This window comes from Brevibacillus sp. IT-7CA2, from assembly GCF_949767855.1.
In the GTDB taxonomy this organism is placed as follows: domain Bacteria; phylum Bacillota; class Bacilli; order Brevibacillales; family Brevibacillaceae; genus Brevibacillus.
This window is the reverse complement of the sequence record NZ_CATKQT010000011.1, coordinates 850,464-867,046: the sequence shown is the minus strand read 5'-3', so window position 1 is coordinate 867,046 and position 16,583 is coordinate 850,464. Positions and strand designations below refer to the sequence as shown.

General features: G+C 41.1%; 18 protein-coding genes and 2 pseudogenes. 14 read left to right on the top strand and 6 right to left on the bottom strand.

The features are described 5' to 3' along the window. The 3 genes and pseudogenes from ACM6JA_RS10480 to ACM6JA_RS10470 all read left to right on the top strand — a co-directional run. Positions 1-706 (top strand): transposase (locus ACM6JA_RS10480; protein WP_414852221.1); only part of this gene is annotated, 706 nt, incomplete at its 5' end. Positions 707-905: 199 nt separating this feature from the next. After that, positions 906-1,163 (top strand): annotated as a pseudogene (locus tag ACM6JA_RS10475) (IS3 family transposase); the annotation flags it as partial. Positions 1,164-1,175: 12 nt separating this feature from the next. Next, positions 1,176-1,604: a transposase gene (locus tag ACM6JA_RS10470; RefSeq protein ID WP_414852220.1), complete on the top strand. Its 429-nt coding sequence runs from the start codon at positions 1,176-1,178 to the stop codon at positions 1,602-1,604. Between the two features lie 416 nt (positions 1,605-2,020). Here the strand turns inward: ACM6JA_RS10470 and ACM6JA_RS10465 are convergent, their stop codons facing one another. Both ACM6JA_RS10465 and ACM6JA_RS10460 read right to left on the bottom strand, forming a co-directional pair. Beyond that, complete coding sequence (locus ACM6JA_RS10465) at positions 2,021-2,239, bottom strand: hypothetical protein (RefSeq protein WP_414852219.1); 219 nt, start codon at positions 2,237-2,239, stop codon at positions 2,021-2,023. A 140-nt stretch (positions 2,240-2,379) separates the two neighbouring features. Then, positions 2,380-2,898, bottom strand: coding sequence for a hypothetical protein (locus ACM6JA_RS10460; protein WP_414852218.1), 519 nt, complete (start codon positions 2,896-2,898; stop codon positions 2,380-2,382). A 265-nt stretch (positions 2,899-3,163) separates the two neighbouring features. On the opposite strand from ACM6JA_RS10460, the gene ACM6JA_RS10455 reads away from it, so the two are divergent. The 8 genes and pseudogenes from ACM6JA_RS10455 (at position 3,164) to ACM6JA_RS10420 (ending at position 7,946) form a co-directional block, all read left to right on the top strand. Next, on the top strand, positions 3,164-3,346 hold the full coding sequence (locus ACM6JA_RS10455) for a hypothetical protein (protein WP_414852217.1): 183 nt from the start codon (positions 3,164-3,166) through the stop codon (positions 3,344-3,346). A 436-nt stretch (positions 3,347-3,782) separates the two neighbouring features. Beyond that, entirely contained in the window at positions 3,783-3,974 is a 192-nt protein-coding gene (locus ACM6JA_RS10450) for a hypothetical protein (protein WP_414852216.1), read from the top strand. Positions 3,975-4,654: 680 nt separating this feature from the next. Further along, positions 4,655-5,071 (top strand): annotated as a pseudogene (locus ACM6JA_RS10445) (DUF4280 domain-containing protein); the annotation flags it as partial. A 105-nt stretch (positions 5,072-5,176) separates the two neighbouring features. Then, a complete protein-coding gene (locus tag ACM6JA_RS10440; protein ID WP_414852253.1) occupies positions 5,177-5,953 on the top strand; it encodes a zincin-like metallopeptidase toxin domain-containing protein in 777 nt (258 codons plus the stop codon). Continuing rightward, positions 5,954-6,190 (top strand): hypothetical protein, encoded by a 237-nt coding sequence (locus ACM6JA_RS10435; protein WP_414852215.1) that lies wholly within the window; start codon positions 5,954-5,956, stop codon positions 6,188-6,190. A gap of 446 nt (positions 6,191-6,636) precedes the next feature. Next, positions 6,637-7,293, top strand: a complete 657-nt coding sequence (locus ACM6JA_RS10430) for a hypothetical protein (protein WP_414852214.1) — start codon at positions 6,637-6,639, stop codon at positions 7,291-7,293. Continuing rightward, entirely contained in the window at positions 7,286-7,822 is a 537-nt protein-coding gene (locus tag ACM6JA_RS10425; RefSeq protein ID WP_414852213.1) for an accessory gene regulator ArgB-like protein, read from the top strand. The genes ACM6JA_RS10430 and ACM6JA_RS10425 overlap by 8 nt, the downstream gene beginning before the upstream one ends. Next, positions 7,812-7,946: a cyclic lactone autoinducer peptide gene (locus ACM6JA_RS10420; RefSeq protein WP_007716823.1), complete on the top strand. Its 135-nt coding sequence runs from the start codon at positions 7,812-7,814 to the stop codon at positions 7,944-7,946. Before ACM6JA_RS10425 ends, ACM6JA_RS10420 begins: the two co-directional genes overlap by 11 nt. Before the next feature lie 309 nt (positions 7,947-8,255). Here the strand turns inward: ACM6JA_RS10420 and ACM6JA_RS10415 are convergent, their stop codons facing one another. From ACM6JA_RS10415 to loaP, 4 genes are all read right to left on the bottom strand, one after another. Further along, a complete protein-coding gene (locus tag ACM6JA_RS10415) occupies positions 8,256-8,669 on the bottom strand; it encodes a hypothetical protein (protein WP_414852212.1) in 414 nt (137 codons plus the stop codon). Positions 8,670-8,841: 172 nt separating this feature from the next. Then, complete coding sequence (locus ACM6JA_RS10410; RefSeq protein ID WP_414852211.1) at positions 8,842-9,660, bottom strand: lipase family protein; 819 nt, start codon at positions 9,658-9,660, stop codon at positions 8,842-8,844. Positions 9,661-9,698: 38 nt separating this feature from the next. Further along, positions 9,699-10,529, bottom strand: a complete 831-nt coding sequence (locus ACM6JA_RS10405) for a lipase family protein (protein WP_414852252.1) — start codon at positions 10,527-10,529, stop codon at positions 9,699-9,701. A gap of 172 nt (positions 10,530-10,701) precedes the next feature. Continuing rightward, positions 10,702-11,235: an antiterminator LoaP gene (gene loaP / locus ACM6JA_RS10400; protein WP_414852251.1), complete on the bottom strand. Its 534-nt coding sequence runs from the start codon at positions 11,233-11,235 to the stop codon at positions 10,702-10,704. A gap of 384 nt (positions 11,236-11,619) precedes the next feature. Between loaP and ACM6JA_RS10395 the strand changes: the two genes are divergently transcribed. The 3 genes from ACM6JA_RS10395 (at position 11,620) to ACM6JA_RS10385 (ending at position 16,581) form a co-directional block, all read left to right on the top strand. After that, positions 11,620-12,363: a 4'-phosphopantetheinyl transferase superfamily protein gene (locus ACM6JA_RS10395; protein WP_414852210.1), complete on the top strand. Its 744-nt coding sequence runs from the start codon at positions 11,620-11,622 to the stop codon at positions 12,361-12,363. An 82-nt stretch (positions 12,364-12,445) separates the two neighbouring features. Continuing rightward, the gene (gene fabD, locus ACM6JA_RS10390; RefSeq protein ID WP_414852209.1) at positions 12,446-15,748 is read left to right on the top strand and encodes an ACP S-malonyltransferase; all 3,303 of its coding nucleotides are present in this window, start codon (positions 12,446-12,448) and stop codon (positions 15,746-15,748) included. Positions 15,749-15,786: 38 nt separating this feature from the next. After that, a complete protein-coding gene (locus ACM6JA_RS10385; RefSeq protein WP_414852208.1) occupies positions 15,787-16,581 on the top strand; it encodes an alpha/beta hydrolase in 795 nt (264 codons plus the stop codon). The last annotated feature ends 2 nt before the right edge of the window (positions 16,582-16,583 follow it).

Sequence of the window (16,583 nt, the reverse complement as noted above, 5' to 3'; positions counted from 1 at the left end):
CTGTAAGGAGGAGCATTTTTTTATGTCCCATAAAGCAAAAATAGCTGGACCAGAAAAGGTTACCGCTATCGAAAAATATCTTCGTGGAGAAGATTCTCTAAAGCATCTAGCAAGAACGCTAGATGTTGCCTTTTCCTCCATGAAACAATGGCTTCAAACCTATCAATCGTTAGGTCCAAATGGACTCCTTAGTACATCTAAGAATATATCCTACTCCGCTGAACTGAAGAAGTCTGCTGTCGAGGATTATCTAGCTGGCGTTGCTTCTCATATGGAGATATGTAAGCGATATGGCATTAAATCAACCCGCCAACTGCGTAACTGGATTCTAAAGTATAATGGTCATGAAAAGTTGAAATCTTCCGGAACAGGAGGAACACCAATCATGACAAAAGGACGAGCGACTTCTTTCGAAGAAAGAATCAAAATTGTGAAATACTGCTTAGAACATCAGCATAATCATGCCCAAACAGCAAAGGAATTTCAGGTGTCCTATCAGCAGGTTTACTCATGGACAAACAAATACATCAAATTCGGCGTAGATGCGCTTCAGGACAAACGTGGGAAACGAAAATCTGAAAACGAGATGTCCGAGGTGGAGAAGCTACGCGCACAAAATACACTGCTTCAAGCTGAGAATAACAGAAAGCAAATGGAGATCGATTTTCTAAAAAAGCTAGACGAAATTCAAAGGGGGCGACAATAAACCAAGTCCGCAATGAACCCATTTATCTTGCCATTCGTGATCTGTACGACAGTAAATCATATTCCTATTCAATCAGCCAGCTTTGTGAAATCGCAGGAATTCCGCGTACTTCGTATTATAAGTGGCGAAACAGGAAAGAAAGTGAAAATGAGAAATTCAACAAAGGGTTACTGCCTATGATTAAGCGCGTGCCTACGAAGAAAAAAAGGGTATTCTTGGTTATCGCCAGATGACCATAAAACTGAATCGGCAGTTCCATCTTTCTATCAACTATAAACGTGTATACAGACTCATGGGTATTTTAGGATTGAAATCCGTATGCCGCAAAAAGAAAAAGAATTACGTTCCGACAACGCCTGAAATCACGGCGGAAAATGTCTTGAACAGGGATTTCAAATCCGTGGAATTCGGTACAAAGTGGCTCACAGACGTAACGGAAATGAAGTACGGCCTTTAAAGCAAGGCTTATTTGAGCGCGATTCTGGACTTGTCGGATAAAAGTATTGTTTCTTTTGTGATCGGGCACTCCAATAACAACGAGCTTGTGTTTAGAACGTTTGATATTGCTCATCGGGCATATCCTAATGCGAAACCCATTTTTCATAGTGATCGAGGATTTCAATACACGAACAAAATGTTCAAGAAGAAACTAGATGATACAGGAATGACTCAGAGTATGTCGAGGGTAGCTAGGTGTATCGACAATGGTCCAATGGAATCATTCTGGGGAATGTTAAAATCAGAGATGTACTATCTCCAGAAATTCAATACATACGAAGAGCTAGAAGGAGCCATTACGGAATACATAAATTACTACAATAATCATCGGTACCAGAAAAGGCTAAACCGTATGACACCCCTGGAATATAGGCAATATCTACAAAGTTCTGTGGCATAAAGAAGACACCAACCTAGGTTCAGATTGGTGTCTAAGCTTTTTGTTTTTTTTCACTGTCTACTTGACAGGGGGCACTTCAATCTGTATCCGGGGGAGGGCTTTTTTAGTCTCAATCCTCTGAGCAATGTGCATTAAAAAGGATCGTGCAAGTATCGATTCATATTTTTCATCTAAGTTAAAATAGTTCGATCTGGCTTGACGTACACAGTAGACAATTCGAATAAAGAAGGACTTCTCTATGTTGTATGCATAATTGTGTCTACTGGGTTAATTGTTAGATACGAGAAGTATTCCATAGGAAAGGATTACCTGTTGTAATATCGCATTTGTAAAGAAATATGAGAAGTGTATGCATAAACTTCAATAAAAAAACACCCATTAATCGGGTGTTGAGCAGACAAATGAAATAAATTAAATTAAAAAATAGTTAAGTCTTGATATTTTCCTAAATCAAATAGATCTTTTAGTAAACAATCCTCAACTTTTACTAAACCGATATCATCAAGGTTCTTTATCTGTAGATAGTCTTCTTGATTGAATGTGGTGAAGTTCCAACATCCATTAGTTCGAGTAATGGAGTATCTTGATGCTTTATATTCAAACTCTATTTCACGTCCAATTTTCAAATCGGTCATTAAAGATTCATATGTATAGTCCATACTTCCCCCTATAATCACGGCTTGATTTTTCTTAGTTTAATATCTTATTCAAAAAAAGTCGATGGGCGTTCATAATGCCCCATCGACTTTTTAAGTTTACTACTAGCTAGTTTGGATTAGTACCATTCTCCTCTAGATGGAGGTCCAACTGGTGGCCAAAACCAATCGTGTCTGTGTGGAACGTTTGGGTGGGTTTTAGGATTGCCATGATTTGTGTAATCTATATCCATTTCAGCTTTTCCGTCCCCATCATAATACCGACGCTGATAGAGTTCACCATCTTTAATCCAGTCTATTGAAGAATAAGCATCTTGGTCTTTTGACGGAGGGCTCTTAGTAGTTGTGGAATGATTAGCTGTTTCATCGCCGTCTTCCTTAGCTTTCTTATATGCATCTTTTGGCTTCGGTTTTGGCTTTGGTTTTGGTTTCTTTCTAAGTGGTTCTGCCTCTCCCGATATTTTTTCTGGAGTAACGTTATCTTCTGTAACTTCTTCTGTAACACTGTCAGTTTCAATAGCTTCTTGAATTTGAACGGATTCGTTTGATGCCTGGATAGAAGATGTAGTAACGAAGTTTGGTAAAACTAAAGTTGTTGCTAGTAACGCTAATAAAGAAAGCCTTTTGATTTTAAACATGTACACGCCCCTTTTTAAAAATTGCTAAACAAACCTCTTTTTTTGCATTTACCATTTTAAAGGATTGTCTTCCATATTTATACACATTATTTTCCTTGTTTGTAAATAGTTTTAATGAATTTTTGAATATTACAATTTATTTATGCGAATTTAATTATTAATAAAATTGGTATTAAACAAGTATTTTATTACTAAGTTCACTGTTTGCATTTGCTTATGTTGTTCGCATATATACAGAATAAATGTTCGTGAAAGGGTGATTTATGTGGAGACAATCAAAGTAGAGATTGACGACCAACTCCAGGCGGTTCCGGTTTTAACCCTAGAGCATGTAAAAGCATTAAGCAAAATCCACACAGGTGGTAGCCAGAATACGTGTCTGACATTCTCCGTGGTATGTATAGAAGCTGGATTGGTGGAGGAGACTCCAAATGAGTTTGCAGTATGAGAATCACTATGAGCAACTGGTAAATCCACTACCTCCGATCGATCCTGATTCAAAATTAGAAAATTACTTTTGAGAGACAAATCTAAGGTTTGGGAGTTTTAATTTGTAAAGGTGTTCTAAGGATTCATTTTGATATATTTGGGGACTCTATGTGATCCGAGGCTCTTTTTCCGGTGTATATTAATAGCATAGAAAGTTAATCACCAGCCGCCTACGGGCGGTATTTTTGTATTTTCAGAAAGGATAACTTGTTAATTCGACAAGGGATGAAAGTATGTGAAAAACTAAGGCTTGCTTTCGCGAAACGATTCCCATGGAATTTAGCTGATTAATTAAAAATTCCTTTACAGGCAAATAGTCTGAATTGAAAATATATGATAGGTGAATTATAATTTTGCTTAATTTACAATAAAACCCATATAGAGGGGATTGGTTAATGAAACGATTCATACCTGTTTTACATGCAGCTCTCGTAACCTCTGTACTATTAGGCTTGCAGGGAGTCAGCTTGGCACAGGAAAAGAATGGTGAAGCTATGGTAGAACAGCAGGAGATCGGGCTCATCGAAATCGGCATGGGTCAAGAGATGTACTTGGAAACGCCTCCGGGCCACTGGTTTGCATTATAGGAGGGCAAGCATGTCTACCTCGATTATGATAAAAACTCCTTTCAGAATAAATTGGTCGCAGGATTGTCTAGGGGATCGGATTATCTGTATCAATATGACCAGAACAGAGTATTGTTCAAGACCATCAAAATAACTGTCAAATAAGCAGGGTATTTCAATTAAAAGCTTTAACCGACAGGTTTGGGCTGGTGAAGAGAAAATAGGCCGATCACGGTCTATTTTTTATTTTATTTCATGAGACGTAAGGAACGGGGATGTTTTCGAGTATCCACTCGGAATAACATTTTGTTAAAACCCTTGAGAAATCAAGGGTCATTTTTATGCCCTCAACCATCCACCCTGATTACATAACCCCAAGAGTTTGTCGCTTGATAACATTTAAACAGCATTGATTCAACAAAAGCATCCTGAACGTCTTTATTTCATCTTTCATTCGAAGTTGTCAGCAGCTTCTTTTTGCATTTTTGTCACCGCATGGCAGACCCCACACTGAAATAAGGCGACTATTTGAATACAAAAGTGTATTTGCAACTTTATACCTATTGCTCGTGACCATTCTATATCCGATACCTCAAAATGTGGGTATTATTTCCTTTTTATATATAGATTGGATATCTGACATATTGATCACCATGATTCTTCCATCTGTATTGAATCCTTTACAGAGAGGAGGAGACTGTATGCCCAATATTGAAGGTATCAACATCCAACAGTCAAGTGCGGAACGCAAGAGCTACGTGGTTGTGGGAGCCATTTTATCTTGCAGCAGCGGAAGTAAACAGAGTCGGCTGAAAATGCCGTTCAGCCATGGTGTTTTTGTAAAAGGAAAGCCGCAAATGAACATCATGGATTTTGTTCCCAACGTAAACATCATGCCATTCGGAAAGTGCAGCAACTTGAAAAATCCCGTAGTCGCCTCCACCACAGCAGCCAATAACGGTGTACTTACACCGATGCCGTGTACACCACTGACGACAATGCCATGGATAGATGGGAAAGCGGACAAAATGGTCGGTGGCCATCCAGCACTACTGAATAAATCGACAAATATGTGTTTCCATTGTGGACTGATCAAGATTGAAGACGACGGGCAGGATTTGGCTGGTGTGACGGTAGGAATTCAGTCGTCAACAAATACCGGGCCGTCTGCTGCTGGTTATGGACAAGGACCAGCTTGTGAAAAGCCGCAGGAAAAGCCTAGCATGTGGGATAATTTCGTCAAAGGAATCTCGATGCTGGGTGATGTGCCTGCTGCGATGCAGAAAGCGGCAAGTGAGTTGCCAAGCGCTTTGGAGAAAGCCGCAAATAACTTGCCAAAAGGTTTGAAGAAGGCAGCAGAGGACTTACCAAAGGGTATTGAAGTGTTTGCGAGGGAAGGCTATATCGAACCAATGCAAGAAGATTTAAATACATTGCGGGATGGTAAAGTTGACCTTGCGGATGGAATTGCAATTGGTGGACTTGCCTTGGGTGTACTTACGCTGGGGAGAAGTAAAAACGTAAAAAATTTAGTGGATGCGGCAAGAAAAGGAAAGAAAACGACAGCTAATATTGATTATATTGAAGAAAATGGCCGCCTTGGTGGAAAAATCTATAGTGAAAAAGATGTTAAGCTGTTAGGGAAATATCTTGAAAAAAGAGGAGTGACTCTAAAAGTTGGAGATGAGTTTCTAGGAGCAGGAAAAGGCGGGGCTTTTGATGCAACAAATGGAGCACTTTATCTAAGAAGTAATCCAACACAATATGAAGTTTGGCATGAATTATCTCATTACATTCAATTTCGAAAGATAGGTAAGGAAGGCTATTTAAAACTGCCTCGTACTCAAGGTCAAGTACCAATGGAAGATTTATCAAAATTTAATGCCCCTGAGCAATTTGTATTTGATATGCTTTCACATCCTAAAAGGTGGAACATGTTGAATGAGGCTGAGCAAAGACATGCTAACTGGTACATCGACAATTTTGGAGGTATCCGATAAATGAGTGATTTAAGAAGAGAAGTAACAGAAAATGAAGTAAGAAAGATAGCCATGGAACATATTGCTAAAAACCCTTCTAACACATTTAAATTTACCTTGGTAAATATTAATAATAATCCAAACAGATATCCATGTTGGTCAGTTATCTTTGAGATGCGAACCAATAATGGAGATTTAGTAGATGGTCCTTTGATACTAGGTATTGATGAGTATGGAGATATTATTTTTGTAGGATAGCAATATAATTAGTCTTTGCGAACAAAATCTCTTCTACTAGTGAGAAAAACATGCTCACTATGCTTTTGAAGGGTTTACAAACCTGACACATCTGACGCTTTTGACGATTTTTGCAAGCAAGTCGATTTACGCTCTAACTAAGGCTACGCACGATGAATAAACCGCTCGGGTAAATAACCGGGCGGTTTTTGTTTTGGGTTCACTAATTTGGAAGGAGTAAGAGCGTTGAGCCAATCGGATGATTGCGTGACCTAATCTTTCACTTACCACTTAAGGATTGACACCTTCAATAAGAAGAAGCGCAGCATGATAATGTCTTAGGTATTGAAAACGTATTTTCGGAATGTCTATGGTCTCTAAAATGTCAAAATTGGTAAATTCAAGCAGGAATCTGTCGTTTTTAGTAGAATATAACCCTCAATAAGTAATTGAGGTGAAAAAGTTCCATGCTGTTTGTCCTATTTTCAACATTAGAATACCTCGCAATATTTGCTCTTATGACTACACTATTTAGGTTTGGTTTTTTGGTGCATATCAACCGGATTCTCTTTGTGAGTTTGGTACTAATGCTTTTCTCGTTTGGGCTACGACAATTTACGCCATATGAAGACTATGCAACCATAGCCCAAGTCGTCATAATCTTTGGGGCATTAATCCTGGTATGGAACGTTAATTGGGGACATGCTGCCTTAATGACTATTATCACATCAGGAATCTACTTGGGAATTCAGATGATGGAAGTGTTTTTCCTGACCGTCATAGGAACCCTAGAGACAATTGAATCGTTAGGGGATCGAAGCATCAACACAGGGTTCATATTCCAGACAATCTCCGCATTCCTTACCTTTGCAATATGCTATGGACTTAGGAAATGTAGACTGCAATTTACATTTGTCAGAGACGGAGCGCCTTTCTTTATTTACCATAGAATCAACATGGTTATTTTGTCACTGATCATTGTAACAGGTGTATTGATAACGGTCTTGTTTAAATTAGCAAGTACATATGGAATTGCTTCCTTAGTGTGGATTTTCTTTGGGATGGCAATCGGAATCACGATACTGGCATGGCTGGCTATAAAAAGGGATGGGGAATATGATTGAATCTCTCGCTGAAAGAATAGCCATACAACTAAAGTCGATCAATCCACATGAAACGAAGTCAGTCCCTACAATGAAATTTGGGTTAATCCTTATTATCAACATGCTGCTCATCATTACGATCAGCCTTACCATTTCACTCATGATAGGGACATTTCAAGGAACATTAATCACATTGGGCGGATTTCTGGTACTACGCCAATTTTCAGGAGGATTTCACTACTCATCGTCCGTCTACTGCACCATGACAAGTATAGTGGGAGCTGTATTAATCCCTCTAGTTCCCCTTCCTAATGATTTTGTCACCCCGATTATTATCATCACATTAGTCCTAGTAGCACTTTTTGCACCGCAAGAAATGGAAATGCAATCACGACTATTCAAACAAAATCAGACTTTGCTCCTCAAGACCATCTCAATTATCATCGTCAGTTTATTATTTTTCATAGAAAGCGAGACACTTGTTAAGACCTTCTTTGTGCAATCACTTACGCTAATTCCACTGAAAGGAGGTGGAAAAGATGAAAAATAAAGCGATGATGTTCGTAGCGAAACATGTTTCTGCAATTGCTTCATTTGTTGCGGTACTGGCGGTAACTACAGCATCCTTTGGTTTCGTGGGGAAACCTGAGATTCCAGAGGAATTAAAGAAATAAGGAGCAATGAACGACACAGACCATTTCTCATTCGACTTAACATCGAACGGGGAAAACTGGTTGCCCCATTGCGCTTTTGTAAATCCTACCTTTATAAACAGAACATCCGTGTATGATTGTATTGTACTTATAGACTGCTTCTTTCAGAGCGTTACAAATTATCTCAACCCCTTGGTAGACAAGGGGTTTTCTTGTTTTTTTGCGCCTGGTTCATTGGCGTCAACAACGTTAATTTTTGAATCGGTAATGAAAGGGACTGTCTTTTAGTCGGAAAATCGACTTTTTGAGACAGCCCCTTTCTCTTAACGTTTAATGAGACTTGGAAAGAGCGAATTTAGCTGAAAAATTCATTTTTTTCATATAGGAAGAATTCGCTCCGGCTTGAAATTGTACAGAAATATTGCCGTCTTTTTCTGCTTGGAAGACGCGTCCGTATGGTGAATTAGCTTGGTATGTACCAATCACTTGATTATCCGCATCAAAGACTGTATAAGAAATCGGGAATCCTGAATTGGTTACAAATATCGTAAGCTCTTCTCCCTTTTTAAGCGAAAAAGATTCTTTTTGCGTCACTTCGTATGAACTCAGAGAATAGTATTTCGTAACCTCTTGCATGTCTAAAGCCGTTGTTGCTGCGCTAGCTTTTGAGACTTCCAATCCTGGCAAAGATACACCCGAAAGTAGTGCAATTCCTAATGCCCCTGCTAAAATGGCTTTTTTCATAATCGTAATGCCTCCTTTTTTGCTCATCCATGAGCGAAAGTAAATATTTGGAAATTACAATCATTATAATCTCGTTGAAAATGGTTATCAATAAGTTTTTTTGTTAGATTTGTTAGATTACCTCGTACGGGGTGATAAACAAGGCATAAAAAAAGAGAGTGATTCAATTGAATCAACATCCCCCTAAAAACGGCACACACATCCCTGTATCCGGACAAAACCCCTCATTCGTCGCACACAACCTCTCCGTAAACCCAGGCTCCTCCTGCGCCAGAAACTTAAAATAACAAACGATTTCATGATTCCTTACAGCTAAACTATTCAACTGAAAATCCAACAAATACTTCCGATCCACATGCTGATAGTACAAGCCTTTCTTCGTAAACGGAGGCGGATACACCTTGGACGGCAAAGTCGGAATAATATCATGAACATTCACGATCCGAACACTGTTCTTTACAGTCTCATTAAACCGCGAAGCAAAAACAGGATTTCCGACACGAGGACTCCCATACGTATACACAAAAGGTCGCGTAAACTTCGTATTCACCGCAATATCCAAACCAGCAAGTGCGGCCAACCCTCCCCCTAAACTGTGCCCCGCAACAAATAGTCTTTTCGATCTTGATAGTTTGCTCAACTCCCGAATCAATTCATCTCTCGCTGATTGATAAATACAAGTAAACCCGCGATGGGTTTTTCCTGCCTTTCTGACAAAACGATAGGGGACTTGATATAAATCTTGATCAGACTCATTGTCGTTAAACGTGCGTGTTCCCCGAAAAGCAACAATGATACTGTCGGGTGACTCAGCTACAAAACCAAATATCTCCTGCTCCGGAGTCTCAACACCAGCCAATGCTCGAATAGTAGAGCGCTGACGATACCCTTTTGGCAAGACAAGTGAATCTGTTTCAAAAAGCTGATAGGCCTGATGGATCATGGAGGCAAGTAAAATCGCATCTTCGCTGTTATATATTCGATCGATCATTCATGTGTCTCCCTTTCTGAGTTTCCAGGCTGTAAAAGCTAGCATTTGCCTTGAAACGGAATACACGTAGAGGTATCGGGACAAAAGCCCGGATTTTCCACACAGAGCGTTTGGGCATAATCAGGGTCAAGCTGAGTGAGGCTATGAAAATAGCAGGCGATACTATCGTTGCGAGGCGTATTATTCAGTTGAAACGAGAGAGGAAACTTGTTTTTTACATGTTGATAACAGATACCTTCCTGGGTAAAAGGAGGCGGATACTTTTGATCCGGGAATGTAGGAAAAGAGTCGTGAACATTTACAATGCGTAGACTATTTGCGACGACTTTATTGAAGCGTGAAGCGAAGTGGGGGTCACCAATACGCGGACTGCCATAGGTATAAACGATGGGTTGCCTAAAATGCGTGTTTACCGCAATATCTAAAGCTGCCAGCACAGCTAGAGCGCCGCCATAGTTGTGTCCGGTAATAAACAGCTTTTTAGATGCTGAAAACTGATTTATTTTTCTGATTAACCGATCCCGTGTTGATTGATACAGGCATGTAAATCCACGTGAGGTTTTCCCTGCATCTGTAGCAAAAGGATAGGGGACTTGTAGGATGTCATAGGCTGCCAAAAGGTCTGCTGGATATGCTGCGTACCCTCTGAAGGCAATGATGATTTCATCTTTTGACTCTGCCACAAAACCATACATATGTTCAGTTGGATTCTCTACGTCAGCAAAAGCCCGAATAGTAAATCGAAGCTGAAAACCTTTGGGTAAGATAAGCTCCCCTTCAAAAAATAGGAGATAAGTCTGATAGCTCATGGCTGCAAGGAAAATGGCAGCCTGACTAGTAAACATGTTGTCTTCGTCCCAGAAAACCATGTAGACAAATTCCTTTCCGAACAAGAATAGATCGAACTCTTGTCTGCTTCTCCAAAATGAATGTAGGGCAATCCTATTCGAATGATACTTACCATGAGCCTATGTTGTTACGGTGGAATACGTGCTTGTTATGAAGAAAATAGAAAAGGGGCGCGTACGCAACGCTCCCCATTTACAAAGGTTTTGAGAGGATTTCAATTCCCACATCAATTGTTTTCTCTACTCCCATGAAGGTTAGAAATATTTTAGCCCTGTTTTTGTGCTTGTCCACTTTTTTGATAATACCTTCCAGTCCTTTTAGGGGACCAGATTCTACGATTACCTTTGAATTTTCCAGATAGACTTTTGAATAATCGACAACCTCACTGTTCCCCATGAGTTGGAGTATCGGGGTGATTTCTTTTTCGTCAATGCTCGAATAATAAGCGCCCTCATCTTGCGAATAGTAACTACCATTATTGACCAAACGCAAGCTTCTAGGAATTTTTTTGATTTTATGGAACATATCGTTAGTCATTTCCGTCTTAATAAGTACATATCCAGGAAAAATATTCTTCATGACATTATACACAATGCCTGACTTTTTCTCAGGAACCAATCTCTTCGGCACAAGGGACATTAAAGACTGCTCATTAAAATAGAGTTTGAGGTACTTTTGAACGACTTCTTCTTTACCAGATTCTACAAAGATGGCATACCATTTCAAGGTGAGCAATCCTTTCATTGTGAGGTGGATTCGTAAGTATCTGGAGTGCTTACTGCTTTCCAAAAAATAGGAATGATTGAGTAGATGAATTCTCAAAATTTGTGGTATTATACTAAATATATCCAATTCTTTCGTGTTATGCAATAAATGCGGTTGTTGTAACATTCTGTATAAATATAAAGAGTTAGCTATATAAGCTTTTTATTGAAAGTAAAATCCCTTAGCGAATTTAATCGATGTTTCGGCACGTTAAAGGAACGTAGGGAGGTCATACGGAGAAACGGTAGTGTGTATATTTACCCACGAACTGGGGAAGCTCTGCCCTTTGGCATAGTAGGAGAACGGAAGGCGGAGATTGGATTGCATGCGTTTCCACAGATTTCTATGAAAGAATTCGTTATAAAAGGTACGGATAGAGAGTTTCGTGCCAGTTTGTGCATGGGCTACTTTTCTGTTCCCGCTGATTTTTTAAAAATGGTAAGATTTCTTCACCCAAAAGAATTCGAGTACTATTTTCGTCTGGAGTTTGAGCGGAGAGTAAAGAGTTACCTGACAGGGAGATATGTCGCCAAAAAAGCCGTTTCGGTTTTGACTGGAGAAGACAGCTTAGATCGAATATGTATTGAACAGGGCATTTTTCATCACCCTGTCGTGAACTTACCGAATTCAACCCATGTCCAAGTGAGTATCACCCACTGTGACGATCTTGCAGCCGCCATTGCTTTTTCGGAAGAACTACCGTTGGGGATTGATATGGAGAGAATTAGCGTTGATAGAAATAAAGTTCTGGAGACGCAAATGACTGTGAAAGAGAGCAATTTATTTTCATGCTTGCCTTATTCCTATGAAACGACTCTCACTCTTTTCTGGACAGTCAAGGAAGCGTTATCCAAAATTTTGAAAACAGGCTTAACAACCTCTTTTCATATCTATGAAATAAGCCAAGTGGAGGCAAGAGACGGGGTTGTTTATAGTCTTTTTGAAAACTTTCCTCAATACCGTACGGCATCCTTTATCCTTGGTGACTATGTGTGCTCGATCACCTACCCGAAAAAGACAGAGTGGAGTGTTGCTGTCGTAAAGGATGTAATTCAGGAGATAGAACCATCCATGACAAATCGCTTATGAATTCCCCACAAGCGGTCAATTGACCAGGCTGTGGGGAGTTTTCTTTATAAAAACCTTTATGAAAACAAGGGGTGCATCATACATGGAAAAGCCTGTTGTGTTTATGTTTTCTGGACAGGGGTCTCAGTACTATCAGATGGGGAAAGACCTTTTTGATCAGAATCCGGTATTTCGCAAATGGATGCTGAGGCTAGATGAAAAGGTACATTCCCTGATCGGGGAGTCTGTCCTGGCCCAGTTATATGATGACACGAAGCGTCGAGACGACATATTTGATCGCACCCTTTATACGCATCCCGCCATTTTTATGGTGGAATACGCTCTGGCCCAGGTTCTCATGGAAAGCGGAATTAAGCCCGACTATTGTCTGGGCAGCAGTTTGGGGGAGTTTGCGGCGGCGGCTGTGTCTGGGATCATGCCCGTGGAAGAATTGCTGCAACTCGTGGTTGAACAAGCCACCCTTTACGAAACGTATTGTCAGAAAGGGAGTATGCTAGCGATTCTCCACAATCCCGATCTTTATTATCAAGAGCCGCTTTTGCATCGAAATAGTGAGTTGGTAGCGGTGAATTTTCATTCGCATTTTGTCATTGCCGGGAGCAGTCATCAGCTACAACGCATGGAGGATTATGTGAAAGGCAAGGGGATTATTTGTCAACGCCTACCCGTATCATATGCTTTTCACTCCGCTTACATCGATCCGGCAGAACCACATTATCGGGAGGTATTGAAACATAAATCGTTTGGAATTCCCCAGATTCCCTTTGTATCGTGTGTTCATGGCGAAATCATGAAGGAGCTGCCAACTGATTATTTTTGGCAAGTGGTAAGAAAACCAATGCAGCTTCCAAAAGCTGTCCAAGAGCTGGAGAAACAGCAAAGCTACATCTATTTGGATTTGGGACCAGCAGGAAATTTGAGTAATTTTACAAAGCGAAATCTGCGGCAAGATTCACAGTCAGAATGCTACTCGATCATCACTCCTTTTAAAAAGGATGGCGAAAATGTAGAGCGCATCAAGCAGCTATTCTCAAATAAAAGTTTGAATACAAACAGAAAGGAAGGCAGAAAAATGACCACATATGTTTTCCCAGGGCAGGGCTCCCAAATTAAAGGAATGGGGGGCTCTCTTTTTGATGAGTTTCCAGAAATAACGGCCAAAGCTGATCAGATATTAGGTTATTCCATCAAAGAACTATGTCTGCATGATCCAGACAAACAATTAAGTAAAACGCAATTTACCCAGCCTGCTCTGTATGTGGTAAATGCGCTTAGCTATCTAAAAAAAGTAAAGGAAATCGGGAAAAAACCTGATTATGTAGCAGGACACAGCTTGGGTGAGTACAACGCGCTTTTTGCATCAGGGGCGTTTGATTTTGAGACAGGGCTGCATTTGGTGAAAAAAAGAGGCGAGTTGATGAGTCTGGCCGTCGGTGGAGGGATGGCGGCTGTGATCGGGTTTACTTTGGAGCAAGTGGAACGGGTATTACATGAAAATAATTTGACCAGTATCGATATTGCCAATCACAATTCTCCCGCTCAATTTGTGATTGCAGGTCGGAAAGAAGATATTGACCGTGCCAACCCTGTTTTTCAGGAAGCGGGCGTAAAAGTATACATACCGCTAAAGGTCAGCGGAGCATTCCATTCTCGTTACATGAGCGATGCGAAGCAACGCTTTGAGGACTATTTGAATCAGTTTGCGTTTTCCAGTATGACCATCCCTGTGATTTCCAATGTTCAAGCAAGACCCTATAAACAGAGCGATGTGAAACGAAATTTGGTTGAACAAATTACACACCCAGTGAAATGGAATGATACCATTCGATATCTCCTGGCCTTGGGGGAAAACGAAATAGAAGAAGTCGGCCCTGGTACTGTGTTGACCAAATTAGTTACTACGATCCGAAATGAAGCAGAGCCGCTGATCATAGAAGTGGAAGAAGAGAAAGAAAACATGGAGCAAGAGGCAAAGCCGGTTGCTATCACTGTACAGGCGGAAGAGATTACGAACAGCATGGAGCAGCCAAAAGGAATTACTGCTTCTTCGCTAGGAAATCAGCAATTTAAACAGGACTACAAACTGAAATATCCCTACCTGGCAGGAGCGATGTACAAGGGGATCTCATCGGAAAAGCTAGTCATTAAAATGGGGAAAGCCGGGATGATGGGCTTTTTCGGAAGCGGTGGCTTACAGCTGGATAGAATCGAGCGTGCCATCCAACAGATCCAACGTGAACTACAGCAAGGCGAGCCGTATGGTATGAATTTGTTGCATCATCCAAGCGACCCGTCAATGGAAGAAAAAACCGTCGAGCTGTATCTTGCTTATCAAGTGAGGGTGATTGAAGCATCTGCGTTTATGGCGATTACCCCTGCGTTGATTATCTATCGAGCCAAGGGATTAAAGCGGGAGATGAACGGGCAAGTGGAGGCGGCTAACAAAATTTTTGCCAAGGTATCACAGCCTGAGGTAGCGGAAGCCTTTTTAAGTCCGGCACCTGAGTACCTGATAGAAAAATTGCTGCAAGAACAAAAGCTTACAAGGGAAGAAGCGAGTCTGTTACGAGAAGTTCCGATGGCGGATGAGTTAACGGTGGAGGCCGATTCTGGAGGAAACACCGATCACGGTGTAGCTTCTGCTTTGATGCCAGCGATGATCAGGCTACGAGATAACATGATGCATAAGTATGGATACGGTAACCCGATCAGAATCGGGGCAGCGGGCGGGATCGGAACTCCTGAAGCTGCTGCGGTCGCTTTCATGCTTGGGGCGGATTATATTGTTACAGGTTCGATTAACCAGTGCACAGTGGAGGCGGCGACCAGCGAGTCGGTGAAGGATTCGTTGCAGTTGGCCAATGTTCAAGACACAGAGTATGCTCCAGCCGGTGAAATGTTTGAAATGGGAGCCAAAATTCAGGTGTTGAAAAAAGGCTTATTCTTTCCAGCGAGAGCGAACAAATTGCACGACCTCTATCGTCAATACAACTCGCTTGATGAAATCGATGAGAAAACCAAGAAGCAGCTCCAGGAAAAGTATTTTAAACGCAGCTTTGAAGAAGTGTATGAGCAGATGAAAACCACTTGCCCACCTCAGGAACTGAAAAGAGCGGAACGAACGCCTAAATACAAGATGGCGTTACTTTTCAAATGGTATTTTAACCGCTGTTTTGACTGGGCTTTGGATGGAGCCGAAAGCTATAAAGTGGATTATCAGATTTACTGCGGTCCTGCGCTAGGTTCTTTTAATCAATGGGTGAAGGGAACGGCTCTTGAAAACTGGAGAGACCGTCATGTTGATCAAATCGGTGAAATGCTGATCAAGGAGACAGCCAGCCTTTTGAATCAGCGTATCTACGCCTTAACAGGTTCAAGCAAGTAAAGAAGGAAAGACTCTCAAATAAGAAAGGAACGGCGAAAATGAATTTGGAACTAGTAGAATACCACCCTGAAGGCGTTTCAAGCGAAGCGCCTCTTCTTTTTGTGCATGGAGCATGTCACGGAGCATGGTGTTGGGAAAAAAACTTCCTTCCTTATTTTGCTGACAAAGGCTTTTCTTCCTATGCAGTGAGCCTTCGTGGACACGGTGAAAGTGACGGCTTTGAAAACCTTCATTCCTACACACTACAAGATTACGCGGATGATGTTCTTGAAGTGATCGGGCGTCTAAAAAACAAGCCAGTGCTGATCGGACACTCCATGGGCGGAGGCATTGTGCAGAAGATTTTGCACCAGCATCCAGATATAATCTCGGGTACCGTTCTCGTTGCCTCGATTCCTCCGCATGGCGGGATGCACGACTTATTTCGACTGATGTTCAGAAATTTTAAAGAAGCTATGCAACTATTTACATATAACGAAAAAAGAGATGCCTCACTGCTTGCCAATGTCTTTTTTTCCAAGGAGCTGCCGATTGAAAAAAAGGACGAGTGGGTGAAGCTCCTGCAGCCTGAATCACTGAAAGCAAGAACCGAGATGAATGGAAAAATTGTCCCAAAAACCATCAGCGGGAAAGCGCCGATGCTGGTTCTCGGCTCCAAGCAGGATCGGATGATTTCTGAGAAAACAACTCGCCGAATTGGCAAAACATACGGAATCGAACCCGTTCTGTTCCAAAATATCAGTCATGATATGATGCTTGATCCTGAATGGGAAGCTGTTGCTGGCCACATTTTGACTTTTTTGAGCGAATCTATATCTGAATTGCGGAGGTAGGG

Bases quoted from the DNA above. Each gene is read 5' to 3' on its own strand.
- ACM6JA_RS10425 (WP_414852213.1), top strand. From the start codon at position 7,286: ATGATTGAATCTCTCGCTGAAAGAATAGCCATACAACTAAAGTCGATC.
- fabD (WP_414852209.1), top strand. From the start codon at position 12,446: ATGGAAAAGCCTGTTGTGTTTATGTTTTCTGGACAGGGGTCTCAGTAC.
- ACM6JA_RS10460 (WP_414852218.1), bottom strand. From the start codon at position 2,898: ATGTTTAAAATCAAAAGGCTTTCTTTATTAGCGTTACTAGCAACAACT.
- ACM6JA_RS10395 (WP_414852210.1), top strand. From the start codon at position 11,620: ATGAAAGAATTCGTTATAAAAGGTACGGATAGAGAGTTTCGTGCCAGT.
- ACM6JA_RS10405 (WP_414852252.1), bottom strand. From the start codon at position 10,529: ATGGTTTTCTGGGACGAAGACAACATGTTTACTAGTCAGGCTGCCATT.
- ACM6JA_RS10420 (WP_007716823.1), top strand. From the start codon at position 7,812: ATGAAAAATAAAGCGATGATGTTCGTAGCGAAACATGTTTCTGCAATT.
- ACM6JA_RS10415 (WP_414852212.1), bottom strand. From the start codon at position 8,669: ATGAAAAAAGCCATTTTAGCAGGGGCATTAGGAATTGCACTACTTTCG.
- ACM6JA_RS10410 (WP_414852211.1), bottom strand. From the start codon at position 9,660: ATGATCGATCGAATATATAACAGCGAAGATGCGATTTTACTTGCCTCC.
- ACM6JA_RS10450 (WP_414852216.1), top strand. From the start codon at position 3,783: ATGAAACGATTCATACCTGTTTTACATGCAGCTCTCGTAACCTCTGTA.
- ACM6JA_RS10435 (WP_414852215.1), top strand. From the start codon at position 5,954: ATGAGTGATTTAAGAAGAGAAGTAACAGAAAATGAAGTAAGAAAGATA.
- ACM6JA_RS10430 (WP_414852214.1), top strand. From the start codon at position 6,637: ATGCTGTTTGTCCTATTTTCAACATTAGAATACCTCGCAATATTTGCT.
- ACM6JA_RS10385 (WP_414852208.1), top strand. From the start codon at position 15,787: ATGAATTTGGAACTAGTAGAATACCACCCTGAAGGCGTTTCAAGCGAA.
- ACM6JA_RS10440 (WP_414852253.1), top strand. From the start codon at position 5,177: ATGTGGGATAATTTCGTCAAAGGAATCTCGATGCTGGGTGATGTGCCT.
- ACM6JA_RS10465 (WP_414852219.1), bottom strand. From the start codon at position 2,239: ATGACCGATTTGAAAATTGGACGTGAAATAGAGTTTGAATATAAAGCA.